Here is a 19,604-nt window from a genome sequence, read left to right as displayed (position 1 = left end):
TTTGATTAACAACTTATGATTATAGAACCATCCGAACTGATGCGATTTGTTTTTGATGAACACGTCGCTCATTACGGAGAACCTGACATCCATTTTCGATTTGATTCACACTCAGCTATTAATAAACCTGTTTTGGATTATCTTGATATTTTTGTTTGGCGCCCGACAATAGAAATTCCTATGACGACGTTCTCAACGATGGGTATGGCTGAGAAAGCGATGAACGGGTGTCCGCATCGATGCGAAATTCATTGGACCATTCGCGGGAGTTTGAGTGAACAATCAGAGTCCGATGTGGCGACTTTTTTGGCGAATATTGCCACATGGCCTTTTTTGAAAAACAATTATTTTGATTATTGGCATTTGTTGCCTGACGTTGGTTTAATTCCTCAATTTTCTAATTGCGAGTCCGTTATTTTTCATCCGGCCTTTAAAAAAGGCGGGTGGGACCAGTTGATGTATAATGATTTGACTGTAAAATTGCTAAATCTTATTCCTATTACGACTGCAGAAAAAAAATTATCAATTGAAGCAGGAATTGGAGTTCTGTTGGATCGCATGTATGATCAAGGCGTGGATATATTTAAGGATAGACAAAATTAAATGCTTCCTTCCGATACACATTCAGCGGCTGAACAGATTCAAGTTGAACTCATCAGGAAAGCTTCGATTTCCAGGCGATGTGAAATGGCATGTTCCTTATCAAGTTTAGTCATCCGATTGTCTAAAAGAGCCATTGCGCGTCAACATCCTGAACTAAATGAAGTCGAGCAAAAATTGTTATTTGCCGAATATCATTATGGAAAACACTTAGCGGATAAACTTCGGTCGTATTTTACTAACGAATGAATCAATCTGAAATTGAAATTGCACTCACACCGGTTGTAACAGCCTTAGATGAACTCGGAATTGCATATTATATTGGCGGTTCAATCGCAAGCTCGATCTATGGAATCGCGCGCGCAACTTTAGATGTCGACATCATAGCCGATTTTTCAGAATCGGCTGCAAGTCAGTTTGCAGAACGTTTGCATCAGAAATATTATTTTGACTTAGAGACCATGCTGCAGGCTATCAATACATGTTCTTCTTTCAATTTAGTTCATCTCGAAACTATGGTCAAAATTGATATTTTTATTCCAAAAAATACTTATGATCGATCTGCATTTGAACGAAAAAAAAAGGACACTTTATTTAGTGACTCCAATGCTATTTTTTTTGTAGGATCAGTTGAAGATATCTTGTTGAATAAATTACTTTGGTATAAAATGGGCGGCGAAATTTCGGAAAGGCAATGGAATGATATCATTGGAATTTTAAAAGTCCAACAGAACTCAATGGATGTTGCCTACCTTAAAAAATGGTCCGAAAGTTTAGATGTGAAATCTCTGCTGGACAAAGCTTTTGCAGAGTATGAAAGATAATTATGATTAAAATTCTTAATTACATCGACGGCCAATTCGTTGAACCTGCCAGCAGGCGCTATCTGGATAATTACAATCCGGCTACAGGCGAGGTGTATTCACTAATTCCCGACTCAGATGAACATGATGTAGCTGCGGCTGTATCGTCGGCTGAAAAAGCTTTTTCGGTTTGGTCGGTTATGCCCATAGAACAGCGTTCACGAATTCTTATGCGTATCAGCGAGATGATTGATAAGAATATAGAAAAGCTTGCACAAGCTGAAAGCGTCGATCAGGGAAAACCGGTGAACCTTGCCCGAACGGTAGATATCCCTCGTGCTTCAAGCAATTTTCATTTTTTTGCAACGGGCATCATGCATTTCGCCAGCGAGTCTCACGTCATGGAAAACCGCGCTGTCAATTACACGGTTCGCGCGCCAATTGGAGTGGTAGGATGCATTTCTCCCTGGAATCTTCCGCTCTATTTATTTACCTGGAAAATTGCTCCTGCTTTGGCCGCGGGGAATTGCGTGGTAGCAAAACCTTCCGAAATTACTCCGATGACGGCGTATATGTTGTCTGATATTTGTGGAGAAGCGAGATTGCCTGCCGGTGTATTGAATATCGTGCATGGACTCGGGCCAAAAGTGGGTGACGCAATTTCCAAACATCCGAAAATTACCGCCATTTCGTTTACCGGTGGAACAAAAACCGGAGCTGAAATCGCCAGAATTGCGGCGCCAATGTTCAAGAAGCTGTCGCTTGAACTAGGCGGAAAAAATCCAAACATCATTTTTGCCGATTGTAACTATAATGAGATGTTGGAAACAACTGTACGGTCTTCGTTTTCCAATCAAGGTGAAATTTGTCTCTGCGGATCGCGTATTTTGGTTGAACGTTCCATTTATGACCGATTCCTGCATGATTTTACCGAACGTGCTCGTTCGCTGAAAGTCGGCGATCCGTTATCGGAGGATACACAACAAGGAGCGATCGTTTCAAAACAGCACATGGATAAAATTTTATTTTACATTGATCTCGCAAAAAAAGAAGGTGGAAAAATTCGATGTGGTGGAGAAATGGTCAAATTGAGCGGGCGTTGTCAAAACGGATGGTTTATCGCACCGACTGTGATCGATGGATTATCGTACGAATGCCGAACTAATCAGGAAGAAATATTCGGTCCGGTTGCGACCATCATGCCATTTGATTCGGAAGAACAAGCGGTGACGATGGCTAATGGAACTTCGTACGGGCTGGCTTCAATTATTTGGACAGAAAATCTTACCCGTGCGCATAGGGTGGCCAATTTAGTGAAGACGGGAATTGTTTGGATTAATTGTTGGATGTTACGCGATTTACGCACGCCGTTTGGCGGGATGAAAAATTCCGGTGTTGGCCGCGAAGGCGGCTGGGAAGCCCTGCGATTTTTTACAGAACCTAAAAATATTTGTGTGAAATTATGAAATGGCTGATTGGTAGTCTTATTGCCGGAATGTGTCTATTAGACCAATGCCGGGATTCAGATAATACAGATCTTGTCACCGACGTTACTGAAAATGTGATTGTCGTGATCATTGATGGTCCGAGGTTTTCAGAGACATGGGGCGATTCGGCCGGAAACTTAATGCCATTTATTAAAGACAGTATGTTATCGGCCGGCGTTCTTTTGACAAATTTTTATAACGATGGTGCTACGGAAACGACGGCCGGCCATACGGCAATGTTGACGGGGTTTTATCAAGAGATCAACAATTTTGGTGAAGAACTTCCGGATCATCCGTCGGTATTTCAATATTTTCGTAAATCTAAGAGCGTCGATTCGACAGCGACGTGGGTTATTGCAAGCAAACATAAATTGGAAGTGCTGACTGATTGCAAAGATTCCACGTGGCAACATCAATTTCGTCCGGCACATGATTGCGGTGTTTCAGGACTTGGTTCAAGTAATCGTGCAGATTCGTTGACGTTGGCGCGAGCTTTAGATGTTCTCAATACATATCATCCGAAATTGACTTTAATTCATTTCAAAGAGCCGGACGTCAGCGCTCATGACGGAAATTGGGATGCTTATATTAAAGGGATTCGCGACGGCGATCGTGCAGCATTTACGGTATGGAAGTTTATCAATAATGATCCGATATATGCCAATCATACGGCGCTTTTTGTCACCCACGATCATGGACGGCATTTGGACAGCCTTTCGGATGGGTTTGTATCGCACGGTGATTCCTGTCCTGGTTGCCGTCATATAGCATTGTATGCGTACGGACCTGAATTCGATCAGGATCGCATTGTCATTGATCGTTATTCGCAAATTGATTTAGCAGTAACGATCGCGTCTTTACTCAGATTTACGCTTGAAGGAGCAAATGGAAATAGAATTGATGCATTATTTAAATAATTATTTTAGATTTTAAATTACAGATTGTTCATGCATGAGTTCTAAAATTATTGAATCTTCCAGGGCACCTGAACCTGTCGGTTTGTATCCTCATGCGCGCCGCGTTGGTAATTTATTATTTCTATCAGGTGTGGGACCACGTGAGCGGGGAACGAAAAAAATTCCCGGCATTGAGTTGGACGATCAAGGTAACATCCTTTCGTACGATATTGAAGCGCAGTGTCATTCCGTCTTCAAAAATATTCGTGTAATTCTTGAAGATGCCGGATCAAGTTGGAATCAAATCGTAGATGTGACAGTTTTTTTGACAAATATGAAAAAAGATTTTCAGACTTATAATCGCGTTTATGCCGAATACTTCAAAGACAACCGGCCATGCCGTACGACCGTCGAAGTCAATGCGCTTCCGACGCCCATTGCTATTGAACTCAAAGTAATCGCAACGATTGAGTAAGCCATGTTTGGATTGTTTAACAAAAAGAAATCAGCTAAGATTCAAGATACCAAAGTCTGGCGGACGCAGGACGAAAAAATTTCAGGCATTGTATCGGATGTAATAGTCGATCAAAATTCACAAATACCGATTTTGATCGTAACGCATTTCAAAACGACTTTTGAGGTAATAAAAAAACACCTTGATGCAAAATCCATCACTTATACACCGCTACGTTCTTCCATAGATTTACAACGTTGGATGGAGGGGCATTATCATTTGGCGTTAGCCATGAGCGATGTGTTTGCTTCGATGACCAGCGGTAATGCGGTCCGATCAGCGAAAGTAATTGTTGCGGAATATTATCCTGTTCCTTCAAAAGATCAGATGATCAGCGAGGCGATGGGCAACTGGCCTTCGCCGGTATTGATTTATCATGAAGCTTTGGATTCGGCTTTGATGAAGCGTTTTGGCGCCGAACGCATTTTGGCTTTGGCTGAGAAACTTGGATGGGAACATGGAACGTGCCTAAATCATTCGATGATATCGCGCTCTCTTGAGAATATTCAGGAAAAAATTCAGGCTAAGTCGCGCGGCGACCTTCCGGCCGATTCACCGGAGCAATGGTTTGATTATAATTTTTCAAATATATAAAAATTCTGAAAACCGATTAACATAACGTATGAGGTAAGTTATGGCAAAATTGCAGGCTTTTAATTTTAAGAAATGGATTGACGAGCATCGCGATTTGCTCAAGCCGCCGGTAGGCAACCAGGTTGTTTGGAAAGACACGGAATTTATCATCATGGTGGTGGGCGGACCGAATGCCCGCAAAGATTATCATTATAATGAGGGCGAAGAGTTTTACTATCAGCTTGAAGGTAACATGGTTCTGAAAATCATTGAGGACGGCAAGCAAGTAGATATTCCGATCAATCAGGGTGACATATTTCTTTTGCCGCCGCGTACGCCTCATTCGCCTCAACGTCCGGCCAATACGGTCGGTCTCGTGATCGAACGTAAACGCGACGAAAAAGAACTGGATGGGTTGCAATGGTATTGTGAAAAATGCAGTACCAAAATGTATGATGAATATTTTCATCTGACCGATATTGTCACACAATTGCCGCCGGTTTTCGAACGATTTTATAACAATGAAGCTAACAGCACTTGCAAAAAATGCGGCACACGCATGGAACGACCGATTTTGAAGTCATAGGATCTTTTTTTTGAAAATCGACATACACACACACATTCTTCCCGAACATTGGCCCGATCTCAAAGAACGATACGGCTACGGCGGTTTCGTACAACTCGATCATTACAAACCGTGTTGCGCGCGTATGATGATCGACGGCAAGACGTTCCGTGAAATACAATCCAACAGCTGGGATCCGCAAGAACGAATCCGCGAATGCGATTCGCATCAAGTACACGTGCAGGTTCTATCGACGGTACCGGTGATGTTCAGTTACTGGGCCAGGCCGGAACATGCTTTGGACTTGTCAAAACTGTTGAACGATCATCTTGCAGGTATCGTCGCGCAATTCCCGAAACGTTTCATTGGGCTGGGAACCGTTCCCATGCAAGATGCTGCATTGGCCGTAAAGGAATTGGAAAGATGCGTTACTGAATTAAAATTGGCAGGAATTCAAATTGGCTCTCACGTCAATGACTGGAATTTGAATGACGAACATCTCTTTCCGGTTTTTGAAGCGGCCGTTGAATTAGGTGCAGCGGTATTCGTGCATCCGTGGGACATGATGGGTAAAGAAAAAATGCCCAAATATTGGTTACCGTGGCTTGTGGGCATGCCGGCTGAAACATCACTGGCGATTTGTTCAATGATTTTTGGAGGCATTTTTGAAAAATTGCCAAAGCTTCGAGTAGCTTTTGCCCACGGAGGCGGGTCATTTCCTGCGACATTCGGGCGCATTGAACATGGATTCAAAGTACGTCCCGATTTATGTGCGATTGATAACTCGGTCAATCCGCGACACTATCTTGGAAAATTTTATCTTGATTCGTTAGTTCATGATCCAATGATGCTGCAATACCTGATCGATTTGGTTGGCGCCAACCGTATCGCCTTAGGTTCGGATTATCCTTTCCCGCTGGGCGAACAAACCCCGGGCAAGTTGATCGAATCCATGCATACATTAGAGATATCCGTTAAAGAACAGCTTTTATATAAAACGGCGTTAGAATGGCTTGGCCTGAAAAAAGAACGCTTCATTTAATCAGAAAATTTCTATGGTAATTCGTTCGCTGCTAGGATCGCTTTCGTATGAAATTAATCTGCTCAACCCGATTGATATTTCCATTCCTGTAGAGTTTAATGGTGAGCAACCGAATACTTACAACGTTCCGCCGGCATCTGCAAATGCTTATGAAGACGGACAATTTATCGGTGACGTTCGTCGCGGCGGCAGCTGCAATTTTGAAGAATATAGGATCATTCCACATTGCAATGGGACGCATACGGAATGTATCGGACATATCGCTTACGAACGTATTTCCATTCACAAAATATTGCGGGATGTTTTCTTTCCCGGTACCTTGGTGACCGTTACGCCTGAAAAAGCCAGCGACTCACTCGAAACGTATTCGCCGGAAAAGTCTTCGGATGACCGATTGATCACTTCAAAGTCTCTTTTTTACGTTTTAGAAAATGCAGCGCCGGATTTTCTAAAAGCATTGATCATCCGTACGTTACCTAACGATCTTTCCAAACGATCTCGCCAATATCTTGAGATGCCTCCACCGTTTTTTTCCCTCGAAGCTATGGAATATCTGGTTTCGTTAGGTGTGGAACATTTATTGGTGGATATTCCTTCGGTTGACAGAACTTTTGATGAAGGTCGATTGAGTGTCCACCATATTTTTTGGGCAACGCCTCAAGGCTCACACGACGTCGATCCCAAAGGGCCTTCAGTCAAAACGATTACTGAAATGATTTTTGTTCCGGATGAAATTCCTGACGGGCCATATTTAGCGCACATTCAGATCCCCAATTTTGTCGCTGATGCCGCACCGAGCAGGGTATTCTTGTATGAAGTGAAATCTTAAATTCAAGAGACGGGGATTGTTGCTCTTAGAATTTCAATTCCAAAAAAATAAATTTTATGATCAAATTCGATCTAAGCCGCTCGTTTGCCGAAGATATGGATTCGAAAGATCCTTTAAAAAAATTCAGAGAACGGTTTTATATACCAAAATTGAAAAATGGCGATGATTGTATTTATTTATGCGGGAACTCGCTTGGACTGCAGCCCAAAAATGTTCGGATGCATCTTGAACAGGAGCTTAAAGATTGGGAGAATCTTGCGGTCGAAGGGCATTTTCATGCAAAACGGCCGTGGCTGCCTTATCATGAGTTTTTGGCTGAAAAAACCGCCCGCCTGGTCGGTGCGAAACCGATCGAAGTTGTTAATATGAATTCACTCACGGTTAATCTGCATTTAATGATGGTTTCGTTTTATCGCCCGACAGCTACGCGGTACAAAATATTGATGGAGCACACGGCTTTTCCATCCGATCAATATGCCGTGCAATCGCAGATTGCGTTTCATCATTTTGATCCTAAGGATGCGATTATTGAAATCGCCCCGCGATCCGGAGAAGATATTATCCGAACCGATGATATCGAGGCGCTTATCGAAAAAAAAGGCAAAGATATTGCGCTCATTCTTATCGGCGGTATTAATTACTATTCAGGCCAGGCTTATGACATCGAGCGAATTACAAAAGCTGCACACGCGCAAGGATGCATGGTTGGATTTGATCTTGCTCATGCAGCCGGCAATTTAGTTTTGAAATTACACGATTGGGACGTGGATTTTGCCGTGTGGTGTTCGTACAAATATCTTAATTCAGGGCCTGGGAGTATCGCCGGGTGTTTCGTGCACGAACGGTATGCGCGTAAATCGAGCTTACCGCGTTTTGCTGGGTGGTGGGGTCACGATAAAAAAACCAGATTTATCATGGGTCCCGATTTCGTGCCGATCGAGGGAGCTGAAGGCTGGCAGTTGAGTAATCCGCCGATTCTTTCGATGGCGGCCGTCAATGCATCGCTGGAAATTTTTGATGAAGCAGGCATAGAAAATATTCGAGCTAAAGGCGATTTACTGACCGGTTATCTCGAGTCGATCATTCGCGAGATAGCCGGTAAATTTATCACGATCATCACGCCAACCGATCGTAAACAGAGAGGTAATCAATTGTCGTTGAGAATACATGGCAATGGAAAGAAATTTCATCAAAAGCTGACCGATGGAGGCGTATTCTGTGACTGGAGAGAACCGGATGTTGTTCGCGTTGCCCCAGCGCCTTTATATAATTCATTTATGGATGTCTATCGCTTTTCTGAAATTCTGAGAGAAGCGATTTAATTTCCAGCGCAGAATTTTATTACCGTTAGAGAAAAACACATGAAAGAAAAACACATCATTCTGATCGGAGCCGGGTTGGCGGGATCACTGCTGGCGGTTTATTTGGCTAAGCGTGGTTTTTATGTTGATATCTACGAGCGCAGACCGGACATGCGTACCACGCACATCAGCGCCGGGCGTTCCATTAATCTTGCTCTCTCGTTGCGAGGTTTACATGCCTTGAAAGGCGTCGGGCTCGATCGTGAGATTTTGAAAATCGCAATTCCGATGAAAGGAAGGCTGATCCATGCTCCGGAAGGCGCGTTAAATTTCATTCCATATGGAAAAGATGACACAGAAGTCATTTACTCTGTATCCCGAGGTCAGTTAAACATGGCGATGATGGATCTGGCTGAACGATACGATCGCGTGAAGATTCATTTCAATAAACGATGCACAGGGATGAATTTTGCTACGGGAGAGGCAGAAATTTTTGATGAAATAGCTCAACAAACAGTCTGTGTCAAAGCTGACACGGTTATCGGAACGGATGGTTCTGCTTCGGCGATTCGTTATGATATGATGAAAATCGGGCGCTTCAATTATTCTCAAAGTTATCTTGAACACGGATATAAAGAGTTGTCGATTCCTGCCGGAGGTGACGGTAATTTTTTAATCGAAAAAAATGCGCTTCATATCTGGCCGCGAAAAACATACATGCTGATCGCGCTTCCGAATATGGACGGCAGTTTTACGTGCACGTTATTTTTTCCGATGGAAGGTCACGTCAGTTTCGCCAGTCTTGATACGAAAGAAAAGGTAAACCGATTTTTTAAGGAGCAGTTTTCGGATGCCGTTCCGCTCATGCCGACATTGCTCGAAGATTTTTTTGACAATCCGACTAGTTCACTGATGACAGTCAAATGTTTTCCTTGGCATGCCGGCAATACGGCGTCTTTATTGGGCGACGCAGCGCATGCGATCGTTCCGTTTTTCGGGCAAGGTATGAACTGTTCATTTGAAGATTGCGTTGTGCTGGATGAATGTGTCGGCCGGCATGGGGATGATTGGGAAAAGGTATTTTCAGAATATGAGCAATCGCGGAAGATCAATACGGATGCGATCGCTGATCTGGCCGTAGAAAATTTTTATGAAATGCGCGATCTTGTAGCCGATCCGGTATTTGTTTTGAAGAAGAAAATCGAGCACGTTCTTGAGGAGAAATTTCCCGAACAATTTATTCCAAAATACTCGATGGTCACTTTTCGCCGAATGCCGTATTCTGTAGCGCTTTCAAGAGGGAAGATTCAGGATACGATTTTGAACGAGTTAGCGTTGGGAAAAATAAATGTGGATGAGGTCGATTGGAATAAAGCCCAAAAACTGGTGAATGAAAAGCTTGAGAAATTGCTATAGCACTTATTGGAAGTAAGCTACGAGATAATAAAAAGCCGCCCCGACTAACGCCGATGCCGGAATCGTCAGAATCCATGCGATGACAATATTGCCGGCGAGCCCCCACCGAACAGCCGAGACACGTTTGGTTGCACCGACGCCCATGATGGCGCCAGTAATGGTGTGCGTTGTACTGACTGAAATTCCGCCAAATGCCGTGACGAGTAGCGTGATGGCGCCCGCTGTTTCCGCACAAAATCCACCGGATGGTTTTAACTTTGTAATTTTTTGTCCCATTGTCTTCACAATGCGCCATCCTCCGAAAAGCGTTCCAACGCCAATGGCAAAATGTGAAATGAGAATAACCCAGAACGGAACTTCGAAGGTTTGCAAATAGCCCGCTGTTACAAGTAAGCCAGTGATGATTCCCATTGTTTTTTGAGCGTCGTTGGTTCCGTGACCGAGGCTATAGAATGCGGCGGAAACCAACTGGAGCTTTCTAAATGAATCGTTGACTTTCGACGATGATTTTTTATAAAAAATCCACGACAGAATAACCATTAATGTGAATCCCATGATCATTCCCATTAACGGCGCCACAGCGATAAAAATCAAAGTATTGGTCCATCCGCTGGCGATGATCGATCCCCATCCTGCTTTGGCAATCGCGGCGCCGGCATATCCACCCATCAATGCGTGCGATGAACTCGATGGAATACCGTAATACCATGTTAAAAGATTCCATACGATCGCACCGATAAGCGCACTCATTATAACCCATTCATTGACAACGGCAATATCGATCAGGCCTTTGCCGATAGTTTTCGCGATATGTACGTCGAATAAAAATGCTGCAGCCATATTAAAAAATGCAGCCCACACCACAGCTTTTCGTGGCGTCAGTACGCGCGTCGACACCACGGTGGCAATCGAATTGGCCGAATCGTGAAAGCCGTTAAGAAAATCAAAAATTAAAGCGATAAAGATGATCGTAATAACCAGAGTCAGCATGCAATGTCTGTGTTAATGTTAGGCGTGTTTGATTAGAATGGTTTCGAGAACATTGGCTGCGTCTTCGCATTTATCGGTCGCACGTTCTAAACTGCCGTAAATATCTTTAAGCTTGATGACTTTGATGGAATCTTTTTCATTTTCGAAAAGATGGGCGATCGTTTGTTCGAACACAAGATCGGCTTCATTTTCGTACTCGTGGACTTTTTGAAGAATTTTCCTGAGTTCACTGGTTTTGCGTTTATCTCGGAGCAATGATACGCCATGACGGAGTTCTGCAATCGATTTATTTAAAATATCGATCAATTCCATCATCGACTGGGGAAATTCACTGATTTTGTATAATGTAAAACGGCGAGCAGCTTCGTCCATGAAATCGATAATGTCGTCCAGCGCCGAAGCTAAAAGTTGAATATCTTCGCGGTCAAACGGCGTAACAAATGTTGCATTGAGCTCGGCAAAAACTTTATGCGTAATTTCATCGCAGCGGTGTTCATAGTCGTGGACTTGGTTAAGAATATTTGCCCGATCGTTTTCGGATACACCTGCTATCGTTTTCATGAGTTCGGAGGCTTTGAGAATGGATTCGGCGGTTTCTTCGAAGAAAGCGAAAAATTTGTCGTCTTTCGGCAACAAAATCTGGATGATACTGTCAAATCCCATGGCTTGGTTCCGTTTTAAGGTTGGATAAGAAAATGCACGCCATCATAATTAATTTTCCCGTAACATTCAAGCAATATTTGATTAACACGGATTTAATTTTCTCGATTAAAAAAAGAGAAGTGGTGGAATATAAGGCAATTTATCCGATTTTGGAGACCGGGCCGATGATTTCGTGGGCCGGAGTAGCGGGGAAGGTGAGAATAAAACGCGTACCTTGGCCGAGCTCGCTTTCGACGTCGACACGGCCTTTATGAATATCCATGACGTGCTTGACGATAGAAAGACCCAGACCGCTGCCGCCTTGTTGCCGTGAACGGCCTTTGTCAACGCGATAAAATCGTTCGAAAATGCGTGATAAATCATCAGGATTAATTCCCGGTCCAGTGTCTTCAACTCGCAAAATAAAATTTTTGTCCTGAACGATCATGCGGATACACACTTGGCCTTTTTCAGTGTATTTGATCGCATTTTCTACAAGATTGATCAGAGCTTTTTCGAATTGATACAAATCAGCAAACAATTTGAATTCGCCAGGCAATTCATTTTTGCTGACAAGTTTCAAATCTTTTTTATTGGCTGTTTCTTCAAAATCGCCGACTAAATTATTGACAACCGTCACCGGGTCGAAATAGCGTAAACTAAGGCCTTTATCACGCGATTCGAGTTTCGACAGATCGAGCATATCGTTTACGATATTTTCGAGGCGGATCACGTTGGTCAATGCGCGTTCGAGAAATTTACGGCTGACCGCTTCATCTTCAAGCGCGCCGTCGAGCAGCGTTTCAACATAACCCCGGATTGAACTGATCGGCGTGCGTAATTCGTGTGAAGCATTGGCAACAAAATCTTTGCGTACTTCCTGTAAATGGTTCAGTTTTTGAATATCGCCTTTGAGTTTGGCGGACATTTCGTTGAGAATACGGGCGAGTTCGCCGATTTCATTGGGTTCACGGGCAACGATTTCTTTATCGTAATTCCCGCCTTTAATCTCTTCAGCCGCCGCGATGATATCGGACAGTGGCTGTGTAATGTGTTTTGACACTCTTGGAATAAGTAACAGCACTAATATAACGGAAGCCAGCGCCGCCGACAGAAAAATGAGCCGAACTTTTAAAATAATTTGTTCTTCAAATTTTTGTTTTTGCGACAAGCGAATGAAACGCCCTTTGGGAGATTTGTGAGCGGTGTAGATCAGATCTTCGTCTACGGATTTGCTGTGACGGATGGAGGCTCCGAAACCGTCGATCGCACTGATCGCCTGCTGAACTTCGTCGCGGTTAAGATGATTTTCGCGCGGTTGTTTGAAATTTTTTTCTTCCGAATCGGCGAGGATATCGCCTTTTTCATCGAGAACGGTCAATCGGCCTTTGGTTACTCGGGCAATATCTGAAACGTTGAGATCGATGGAGTCCGTAACAGGGAGAAGATCGTCGATCAGAAGGCATTCGATTTTCATCTGATCGATCAACTGCGATTGCAGATTGTTTTTCAAAGTAAAATCGACGATCAATAGAAGCAGGACAAACCCTACGAAAAAGAGGCCTATTAGCGCGAGAGAAATTTGAGAACTGATCCGTCTCATTCAGCTCCGTTGGGAGAAAATTTGTATCCGACGCCGCGAACCGTTTGAATATAATCGCCGTAAGGACCGAGTTTTTTTCTGATTTTGGTCACGTGCACATCGACAGTCCGGTCAACGAAATAGGCGTCTTCACCCCAGACATGATACAAAAGATTATTGCGGGAGAAAACCATACCCGGGCGATTCATGAGAAAATATAACAATTCAAATTCTTTGTGCAAGAATTTAACTTCTTCATTGTTGATTTTGACGGTATAGTTCAGGCGGTTGATCTCCACGCCTTTAAATGAAATAATGGCTTTTTTGTCTTCGGTAAATTCTTTTCTCAATTCTTCCCGCCGGAAAACAGCTTTGACTTTAGTGATAATTTTTCTCGGGCTGAAAGGTTTGGTGATATAATCGTCCGCACCAAATTCCAATCCGAGAATTTCATCGACTTCATCCGCTTTAGCGGTAATAAAAATAACGTGTACGTCCTTGATCTGAGGATGATTGCGGATTTGCCGGCACACTTCCATGCCATCCATGCCGGGCATCATGATGTCGAGAAGAACCAGATCGGGTTTAATCCGGTCAGCAATCTGAATAGCTTTTTCGCCATTGTCTGACGTGTAAACGTTGTAGCCTTCTTTTTTGAGATTGTAACTCAAAATGTCCAGCAGATCTTGTTCGTCATCCACGCAAAGAATGGTTTTGATTTTTTTACTCATACTTTCCTCAAATTAGTCCGTAGTCCTTTCCGGTTAACCGGAAATATTTTTTTTCAATTCTGCTTGTTCTCGCGCATGCTTGATCGATTTGGCGTTGCGGATAAATACGACGTCTTCGGAAATATTGGTACACAAGTCGGCAACACGTTCAAGATTTTTACTGATACGAATCAATTCCAGCGACATCGGAATCGTATTGGGGTCTTTGATCATGTTGGCGAGAATATCCGCAAAAAGGTGCTTGTTCATCTTATCGATTTCGTCGTCGCGTTTGCATACCGATAAGGCCGTATCCACGTCTTTGTGAATGAAACTGTCTATAGCGTCCTTCAGCATGGCCTGAACGACTTCGGCCATTTTCGGAATGACGCCTAACGTTCCTTGATAATTATTTTTGACGATAAATTTCGACGACTCGGCAATATTTTGTGCATGATCGCTGATTCGTTCGAGATCGCCATTAATTTTTGAAATCCCGATGATATCGCGCAAGTCAAACGCAACCGGTTGATGCAACGCCAGGATATTCAAAACCTCCTCATCGATGGATACTTCCAGCAAATCGACTTTTTTATCATTATCAATAACCGATAAAGCCAAGGCTTCATCACGGTTGATCAATGACACTATGACATCATTAACTTGTTTTTCGACCAAACTGCCCATTTCGATAACCTGTTTCTCGAGGTTGGCCAGTTGTTCGGTAAATTGTGATTTCATATAAAAAAAATTCCTATATGTTAGGTTAAAATATTTCCACGCAAAGAAAATATTTAAAATTAATTATTTTATTATCCGAATCGCCCCGTAATATAATCTTCCGTCATACGTTCCGACGGTGACGTAAAGATCTTTTTAGTTTCATTGAATTCGATCAATTGTCCGAGCCACATGAACGCCGTTTTATCCGAAACGCGAGCGGCTTGTTGCATATTATGGGTTACAATAATGATCGTATAATCGTGCTTCAATTCTTCGATCAGATCTTCGATTTTTTGTGTAGCGATCGGGTCCAGCGCGGAACACGGTTCATCCATCAGCAGAATATCCGGATCCACGGCCAACGCGCGTGCAATACACAAGCGTTGCTGCTGGCCGCCCGAGAGCCCGTAGGCGGAACTTTTCAGCCGGTCTTTTACTTCGTCCCACAAGGCGGCTTTGCGGAGACAGCGTTCGACGATTTCGTCCAAAGAAGCTTTGGAAGTCTGTCCGTTGACTTTCGGACCATACGCAACGTTATCATAAATCGATTTAGGGAATGGATTGGATTTTTGAAAGATCATTCCGACGCGTTTACGTAGAGAGACCACGTCGACATCGCGACCGTAAATGTTATTACCGTCAATGATAATTTCCCCTTCGATGCGAACGTTGTCTACAAGATCGTTCATGCGATTAAAAAGACGCAAGTAGGTCGATTTACCGCAACCGGAAGGACCGATTAACGCCGTCACTTCATTGGCCATGATATCGAGGGAAATGTTTTTCAGTGCGTGGTGATCGCCATAAAACATATTGATCTGCCGCGTACTGATTTTAACGGAGCCGGTGCGCGCACCTTTCTCTCCGTCGTTGTCATTCGATATGGGAGAGGATTCATTCATCGCTTTGCCGTCCAATGCTTGTTTGAAATTGGTGTAGGCGGCCGGTTTTTCACTCATAAGGATTTCTCGGTTCATTGTACGAAATATTTATTTTTATTAGTTAAATAATTTATCAAAAAGCCGAACTCTGATATTTTTTTCTCAGCCGTGCGCGAATGATAATGGCTGTAAGATTCAGCAATAACACAATTGCAATCAAAAGCAACGCTGTCATGAAAACCATTGGTTTTGCCGCTTCGACATTCGGCGATTGAAAGCCAACGTCATAAATGTGAAAACCTAAGTGCATGAATTTCCGGTCGAGATGAACCAATGGCCACATTTGATCGATCGGTAGATTCGGAGCGAGTTTGACGACGCCGGTGATCATCAGCGGAGCGACTTCGCCCGCCCCGCGTGCCATCGATAAAATCACACCGGTCAATATCCCGGGCGTCGATGCCGGTAATACGACTCGCCACGTCGTTTGCCATTTGGTAGCGCCCAGAGCCATCGAGCCGTCGCGCACGCCTTTCGGTACGGCGCTGATCGCTTCTTCTGTTGCAACGATGACTACAGGAATCGTCAAAAGCGACAGCGTCAGCGAAGCCCATAAGATTCCGCCTGTGCCCCACGTCGGCGATGGAAGCCGTTCCGGGTAAAATAATTGATCAATTGTACCGCCACATAAATACACAAAAAAACCTAATCCGAAAATTCCGAATACGATCGAAGGAACGCCGGCCAGGTTATTTACGGCAATGCGGATCAATCGTACCAGAACACCTTGTTTGGCATATTCACGCAAATACACAGCAGCCAGCACTCCAAAAGGCACGACAGCCAGTGTCATGATCAATACCATCATTACGGTTCCGAAAATGGCGGGAAATACGCCGCCTTCCGTATTCGATTCCCTGGGATCGCTGGAAAGAAATTCCCAGATTTTTGCTACGTAATATTGCAATTTATCCGGCCAGTTCATTTGATTCGGCAAATAGAAGCGGATGATTTTAGAAATGGGAATTTCTTTTGTTGATCCGTCGGCTAATTTAAAAATCACATAAGTGGATGCCGTTTTGGCGTTCAATTCATCGATCGACTGCCGCAAAACTTCATATTTTTTTTGCTGATCATCTATGGAAGCCCGAAGCGCCTGAATTTCACTTTCCGAATGACCGCCATCGTATTCCAATTGTTTTATTTTCAGGCGTAATTGTTCAATTCGAAAATTGATTATTCCAACTTCACTTTTTTCCAAGCTGGCTCTTTGATTGAAAACATCGTTGGATTTTTCGAGCAATGAAGCAAACGTGGTCAGCGCTTCATCACCTTGAACGATCAGCCGGTCCGATTCTTTGATGCCTTCGAGAAAACCGTACAGATTGCCGTATTCACGACGCTCGACGGCGATGGCATTTTCCGGGTAACGCAACTCCGCCAATTCGTAGTCGTTGATCCATTTGAAATCGACACCGTACACATCGCGGTTACCGATTTTCATTTGGAAGCGGGCATGATTGCCGTTTTTCAAATTTTCAGGAAGATTGGACGACGGGATCATTTCTTCAGCGCCGATTTCACCCAGCCATTGGCGTCCGTCGCCGTATTGAACCAACGCAAGATTGGAAGGCCAGAATACTCCGACGCCATTCAATCCCACAATAAAGAGCAGTCCGGCAACCAGCAGAATAATCGTTCCAAGGGCCGCTCCGGTGAACCACAAAAATAAATCGCCGCTTTGTAATATTTTCTTCATATAAAAATTAGAATCCGACTATAGAAATCAAAAAATAAGATTTATTACATCGTTGCATATTTTTTCCGTAACCGTTGCCGCACGATTTCAGCGACGGTATTGACGATAAACGTCATAATAAAAAGTAAAGCTCCTGAGAGAAACAAAACCCGGTATAGTGTTCCGCCATGCGGCGCTTCAGGAATTTCCACGGCGATATTGGCGGACAACGTGCGCATGCCGTTGAAAATGCTCCAGTCCATGATCGGCGTGTTGCCGGTCGCCATCAGTACGATCATGGTTTCACCGACGGCACGGCCGAAACCGATCATGACGGCTGAAAAAATCCCTGCGCTTGCGGCCGGGAGTACAACTTTGACGGCGGTTTGCCAGCGGCTTGCACCGAGCGCCAGTGACGCAGAAGTTAAATGAGCGGGAACGCTGCTGAGCGAATCTTCGGTGATCGTAAAAATAATCGGCATGACGGCAAAGGCCATTGCGATACCGACGATAATTGCATTTCTTTGATCGTAACGAATATCGAGCGTTTGGTACAGCCACGTCTGAATATCCCCGCCAAACCAACCGCTTTCAATCGTATATCCAATCTGATAACACAGGAATCCGGCCAAGATCAACACCGGGATCATCATAAAAACTTCATAACCCTGCTTGATGGATGACGTCCATCGCCGGGGCAATTGGCTGTAACCGTAAAAGAAAAAGAAAATCAATAACGGTGTGAGAATCAGCATGACGATAAATTCAACCATCACGTTTTTCATCAGCGGTGCGAGCCACAATCCGGCAATAAATCCGATCACAACGCTGGGTAAAGCAGCCATGATTTCCACGGCGGGTTTGATGATCGTTCGAATTCGCGGATGAGCAAATTGTGAAGTGTAAATGGCGCCAAAAATCGCCAGTGGAATGGCAAAAACCATGGCGTACAACGTTCCTTTGAGCGTTCCGAATATCAACGGGATCATACTGATCTTCGGCTCGAAATCATCGGTGCCTCCGGTCGATTGCCATGTATAGGACGGATCCGGGTAGCTTTCGTACCATACTTTTCCAAATAACGTCTTAAAGGTTGCTTCCGGATGTGCGTTAGTAAGTTGATAATTCGATATTATGCCGGAAGGGTTCAGAATCAGAATACCGTCGGACTTCGGAGAAAAATTTACAAGATGTGCTGCCTGATCGGCAGCTTTCAGATTCAATAAAGTTTGTTCAGTTGTAGAGTGATTCAGATGAATAACGCCGGAAGCGTCGGCAGTTATGAATGATTTATTTCGCCATGAAACGGCAATAGTTTGGATGGGCTGTGCATGCGTTTCAAAGGTACGGAATTTCGTTAAAGTTGGCGCAGTACCGTTGCTTCCAACAACCATCCAGCCGGTGACATTGCCTCGCGCGTCGCCTGCGATCAAAGTAATGTCGCCGATCAGATATTTTAAAGCTGTGACGGCTTGCGATGAAACGTTGATATGTTCGATTAGATTTCCGTCAAAATTACGCCGTTCGATAAAACCGTCGCCGAATCCAAAAATAATTTCAGATGACGACGAGTTAACGGTCAATGCCGTTACCGCGGTTGTAAAATTTTCCAAGTAATTAATTTGAAGAGCCGCCGTGTCTGCAAATGTTCGTGCAACAAAAATTTTCTGGCGGTCAGTGGTTTGCACGCCCGCAAATACCAAACGGTCGTCTTCATGACCGATTTCCAAACGCGTGATGGGGGAATCGTTATGAAGGCGGTACCACCCTTTTTCAACGGCTTCGGGAACAATCGTACGTCCGTTCGATTCAAATAACGTACTGAATTTGATATCGATTTCAGCAATTTCACCGTGATTGGTTCCAAGTGCGATGCGGTGTGTTCCAAAAAGTGCGGCCGCTGACGAAATAGAATGGCCGTTGAGTTTGGTCAGTTCCGTATGACCGATTAATTTGTTCTGTGAAAGGTTAACGAAATAAATACGGCCATTTTGAGTGATGACGTATAAAATTTCTTTTTGTTCTTCTTCGCCGGCGTACACAACGGATTCATCGGAAGGAATCAGTTGCGCAATATTGATGTCTTGCAGTTTATCCGTTTTAGCGCTTTGCCACAACGGCAAAGCCTGATAAAATATAAATAAAATAATACCGACGACAATGATGATCAGACCGATGCCGCCCGTTGTAATAACTCCAGTTGCAAGATTATTCGTAATGTTACGTAAATGCATGAAAGCCGCCGATAATTAAGTTCTCTGTCAGTTCCGCCGAACTTGTTTCAAAGCCTGCAAATACCGATTGGCAAACTC

The 19,604-nt window shown here is 43.9% G+C and carries 20 protein-coding genes; 12 read left to right on the top strand and 8 right to left on the bottom strand.

Annotated features, from left to right (window positions below):
• Positions 1-15 precede the first annotated feature (15 nt).
• The 12 genes from K1X84_05120 to K1X84_05065 are packed head-to-tail and all read left to right on the top strand — an operon-like array spanning position 16 to position 10,026.
• Positions 16-603, top strand: coding sequence for a suppressor of fused domain protein (locus K1X84_05120; protein ID MBX7150998.1), 588 nt, complete (start codon positions 16-18; stop codon positions 601-603).
• A complete protein-coding gene (locus K1X84_05115; GenBank protein ID MBX7150997.1) occupies positions 604-849 on the top strand; it encodes a hypothetical protein in 246 nt (81 codons plus the stop codon).
• Positions 846-1,424, top strand: a complete 579-nt coding sequence (locus tag K1X84_05110) for a hypothetical protein (protein ID MBX7150996.1) — start codon at positions 846-848, stop codon at positions 1,422-1,424. Before K1X84_05115 ends, K1X84_05110 begins: the two co-directional genes overlap by 4 nt.
• Before the next feature lie 2 nt (positions 1,425-1,426).
• A complete protein-coding gene (locus K1X84_05105; GenBank protein MBX7150995.1) occupies positions 1,427-2,869 on the top strand; it encodes an aldehyde dehydrogenase in 1,443 nt (480 codons plus the stop codon).
• Positions 2,866-3,807 (top strand): sulfatase, encoded by a 942-nt coding sequence (locus K1X84_05100; GenBank protein ID MBX7150994.1) that lies wholly within the window; start codon positions 2,866-2,868, stop codon positions 3,805-3,807. Before K1X84_05105 ends, K1X84_05100 begins: the two co-directional genes overlap by 4 nt.
• A 34-nt stretch (positions 3,808-3,841) precedes the next feature.
• A complete protein-coding gene (locus K1X84_05095; GenBank protein MBX7150993.1) occupies positions 3,842-4,261 on the top strand; it encodes a RidA family protein in 420 nt (139 codons plus the stop codon).
• Positions 4,262-4,264: 3 nt separating this feature from the next.
• Positions 4,265-4,894, top strand: a complete 630-nt coding sequence (locus K1X84_05090; GenBank protein ID MBX7150992.1) for a hypothetical protein — start codon at positions 4,265-4,267, stop codon at positions 4,892-4,894.
• Positions 4,895-4,934: 40 nt separating this feature from the next.
• Positions 4,935-5,459: a 3-hydroxyanthranilate 3,4-dioxygenase gene (nbaC, locus tag K1X84_05085; protein MBX7150991.1), complete on the top strand. Its 525-nt coding sequence runs from the start codon at positions 4,935-4,937 to the stop codon at positions 5,457-5,459.
• Positions 5,460-5,469: 10 nt separating this feature from the next.
• Positions 5,470-6,480, top strand: coding sequence for an amidohydrolase (locus tag K1X84_05080; GenBank protein ID MBX7150990.1), 1,011 nt, complete (start codon positions 5,470-5,472; stop codon positions 6,478-6,480).
• 13 nt (positions 6,481-6,493) lie between these two features.
• Positions 6,494-7,309 carry a cyclase family protein gene (locus tag K1X84_05075; protein MBX7150989.1) on the top strand — a complete coding sequence of 272 codons (816 nt, stop codon included), beginning with the start codon at positions 6,494-6,496 and terminating at the stop codon, positions 7,307-7,309.
• 56 nt (positions 7,310-7,365) lie between these two features.
• A complete protein-coding gene (gene kynU, locus K1X84_05070; GenBank protein MBX7150988.1) occupies positions 7,366-8,631 on the top strand; it encodes a kynureninase in 1,266 nt (421 codons plus the stop codon).
• Between the two features lie 39 nt (positions 8,632-8,670).
• Positions 8,671-10,026 carry an FAD-dependent monooxygenase gene (locus K1X84_05065; GenBank protein MBX7150987.1) on the top strand — a complete coding sequence of 452 codons (1,356 nt, stop codon included), beginning with the start codon at positions 8,671-8,673 and terminating at the stop codon, positions 10,024-10,026.
• 3 nt (positions 10,027-10,029) lie between these two features.
• Here the strand turns inward: K1X84_05065 and K1X84_05060 are convergent, their stop codons facing one another.
• From K1X84_05060 to K1X84_05025, 8 genes are all read right to left on the bottom strand, one after another.
• Complete coding sequence (locus tag K1X84_05060; protein ID MBX7150986.1) at positions 10,030-11,016, bottom strand: inorganic phosphate transporter; 987 nt, start codon at positions 11,014-11,016, stop codon at positions 10,030-10,032.
• Between the two features lie 18 nt (positions 11,017-11,034).
• Positions 11,035-11,679: a DUF47 family protein gene (locus tag K1X84_05055; protein MBX7150985.1), complete on the bottom strand. Its 645-nt coding sequence runs from the start codon at positions 11,677-11,679 to the stop codon at positions 11,035-11,037.
• A 139-nt stretch (positions 11,680-11,818) separates the two neighbouring features.
• Positions 11,819-13,261: a HAMP domain-containing protein gene (locus tag K1X84_05050; protein MBX7150984.1), complete on the bottom strand. Its 1,443-nt coding sequence runs from the start codon at positions 13,259-13,261 to the stop codon at positions 11,819-11,821.
• The gene (locus tag K1X84_05045) at positions 13,258-13,971 is read right to left on the bottom strand and encodes a response regulator transcription factor (protein MBX7150983.1); all 714 of its coding nucleotides are present in this window, start codon (positions 13,969-13,971) and stop codon (positions 13,258-13,260) included. Before K1X84_05045 ends, K1X84_05050 begins: the two co-directional genes overlap by 4 nt.
• A gap of 33 nt (positions 13,972-14,004) precedes the next feature.
• On the bottom strand, positions 14,005-14,691 hold the full coding sequence (gene phoU, locus K1X84_05040) for a phosphate signaling complex protein PhoU (protein ID MBX7150982.1): 687 nt from the start codon (positions 14,689-14,691) through the stop codon (positions 14,005-14,007).
• A gap of 71 nt (positions 14,692-14,762) precedes the next feature.
• Positions 14,763-15,575: a phosphate ABC transporter ATP-binding protein PstB gene (gene pstB, locus K1X84_05035; GenBank protein MBX7150981.1), complete on the bottom strand. Its 813-nt coding sequence runs from the start codon at positions 15,573-15,575 to the stop codon at positions 14,763-14,765.
• 112 nt (positions 15,576-15,687) lie between these two features.
• On the bottom strand, positions 15,688-17,313 hold the full coding sequence (gene pstA / locus K1X84_05030) for a phosphate ABC transporter permease PstA (GenBank protein ID MBX7150980.1): 1,626 nt from the start codon (positions 17,311-17,313) through the stop codon (positions 15,688-15,690).
• 44 nt (positions 17,314-17,357) lie between these two features.
• The gene (locus tag K1X84_05025) at positions 17,358-19,526 is read right to left on the bottom strand and encodes an ABC transporter permease subunit (protein ID MBX7150979.1); all 2,169 of its coding nucleotides are present in this window, start codon (positions 19,524-19,526) and stop codon (positions 17,358-17,360) included.
• Positions 19,527-19,604: the final 78 nt, after the last annotated feature.

The organism is bacterium (assembly GCA_019695335.1).
Classification (GTDB): Bacteria; CLD3; CLD3; order SB21; family SB21; genus JABWBZ01.
This window is presented reverse-complemented; position numbering and strand designations above follow the sequence as displayed.

Excerpts from the sequence above, each read along its gene's own strand:
- K1X84_05055 (MBX7150985.1), bottom strand. The coding sequence starts at position 11,679 with ATGGGATTTGACAGTATCATCCAGATTTTGTTGCCGAAAGACGACAAA.
- K1X84_05120 (MBX7150998.1), top strand. The coding sequence starts at position 16 with ATGATTATAGAACCATCCGAACTGATGCGATTTGTTTTTGATGAACAC.
- pstB (MBX7150981.1), bottom strand. The coding sequence starts at position 15,575 with ATGAATGAATCCTCTCCCATATCGAATGACAACGACGGAGAGAAAGGT.
- K1X84_05095 (MBX7150993.1), top strand. The coding sequence starts at position 3,842 with ATGAGTTCTAAAATTATTGAATCTTCCAGGGCACCTGAACCTGTCGGT.
- K1X84_05060 (MBX7150986.1), bottom strand. The coding sequence starts at position 11,016 with ATGCTGACTCTGGTTATTACGATCATCTTTATCGCTTTAATTTTTGAT.
- kynU (MBX7150988.1), top strand. The coding sequence starts at position 7,366 with ATGATCAAATTCGATCTAAGCCGCTCGTTTGCCGAAGATATGGATTCG.
- K1X84_05105 (MBX7150995.1), top strand. The coding sequence starts at position 1,427 with ATGATTAAAATTCTTAATTACATCGACGGCCAATTCGTTGAACCTGCC.
- K1X84_05100 (MBX7150994.1), top strand. The coding sequence starts at position 2,866 with ATGAAATGGCTGATTGGTAGTCTTATTGCCGGAATGTGTCTATTAGAC.
- K1X84_05115 (MBX7150997.1), top strand. The coding sequence starts at position 604 with ATGCTTCCTTCCGATACACATTCAGCGGCTGAACAGATTCAAGTTGAA.
- K1X84_05045 (MBX7150983.1), bottom strand. The coding sequence starts at position 13,971 with ATGAGTAAAAAAATCAAAACCATTCTTTGCGTGGATGACGAACAAGAT.
- K1X84_05110 (MBX7150996.1), top strand. The coding sequence starts at position 846 with ATGAATCAATCTGAAATTGAAATTGCACTCACACCGGTTGTAACAGCC.
- phoU (MBX7150982.1), bottom strand. The coding sequence starts at position 14,691 with ATGAAATCACAATTTACCGAACAACTGGCCAACCTCGAGAAACAGGTT.
- K1X84_05050 (MBX7150984.1), bottom strand. The coding sequence starts at position 13,261 with ATGAGACGGATCAGTTCTCAAATTTCTCTCGCGCTAATAGGCCTCTTT.
- K1X84_05075 (MBX7150989.1), top strand. The coding sequence starts at position 6,494 with ATGGTAATTCGTTCGCTGCTAGGATCGCTTTCGTATGAAATTAATCTG.
- K1X84_05025 (MBX7150979.1), bottom strand. The coding sequence starts at position 19,526 with ATGCATTTACGTAACATTACGAATAATCTTGCAACTGGAGTTATTACA.
- K1X84_05065 (MBX7150987.1), top strand. The coding sequence starts at position 8,671 with ATGAAAGAAAAACACATCATTCTGATCGGAGCCGGGTTGGCGGGATCA.
- pstA (MBX7150980.1), bottom strand. The coding sequence starts at position 17,313 with ATGAAGAAAATATTACAAAGCGGCGATTTATTTTTGTGGTTCACCGGA.
- K1X84_05090 (MBX7150992.1), top strand. The coding sequence starts at position 4,265 with ATGTTTGGATTGTTTAACAAAAAGAAATCAGCTAAGATTCAAGATACC.
- nbaC (MBX7150991.1), top strand. The coding sequence starts at position 4,935 with ATGGCAAAATTGCAGGCTTTTAATTTTAAGAAATGGATTGACGAGCAT.